General features: G+C 43.0%; 1 protein-coding gene. It reads right to left on the bottom strand.

Annotated elements, in window-relative coordinates; all coding sequences use genetic code 11:
* Window positions 1–567 (bottom strand): IS982 family transposase (locus PSI17_RS17275; protein ID WP_273553123.1); only part of this gene is annotated, 567 nt, incomplete at both ends.

The raw sequence follows: 567 nt of genomic DNA, 5'->3' as shown, positions 1-567 counted from the left end.
AGCGATATCATTATCCCGTAGATTCAAACTTGGTTTTTTAGGTTGGAATGTATAAGCAATGAGGCCTGCGGCGATTTCCAGCAGAAAACCGAGCTGACTGCGATGTCTTGAATGCTCGATCTGAGAAATATTTTTGAGCTGATCAATAACCGTTTCTATCAAGAATCGCCTTCTTAACATCAGTCTATCCCAGAGAGATAACGCTTTGGCTTTCATATTGCGACGAACATTCGTGATTAACGTGACACCTTCTGCTTCCAACTCATCGCATAAAGCCTGTGATAAATATCCTTTATCACCATATAAACACCCCGTTAGCCCTTTTGCCAATGCTTTGACAGGGTGGCGATCATCCTGATTTCCTGCGGTTAATTTCACGGACAAAAGTTCACCGCAATCATTGATGACCAGATGAAGTTTAAACCCATAAAACCAGCCCGTACTTGTTTTACCTCGTTGTGCCATTCCTTCAAATACCCGATGACGGGGAATGCGAAGATTATGACAAACGGCAATTTTGGTGGAATCAATAAAGGCAATCCCTTGGGTTGTCGCCTTACGTGACGA

This window comes from Xenorhabdus sp. IM139775, assembly GCF_028598745.1.
GTDB lineage: Bacteria > Pseudomonadota > Gammaproteobacteria > Enterobacterales > Enterobacteriaceae > Xenorhabdus.
This window is presented reverse-complemented; position numbering and strand designations above follow the sequence as displayed.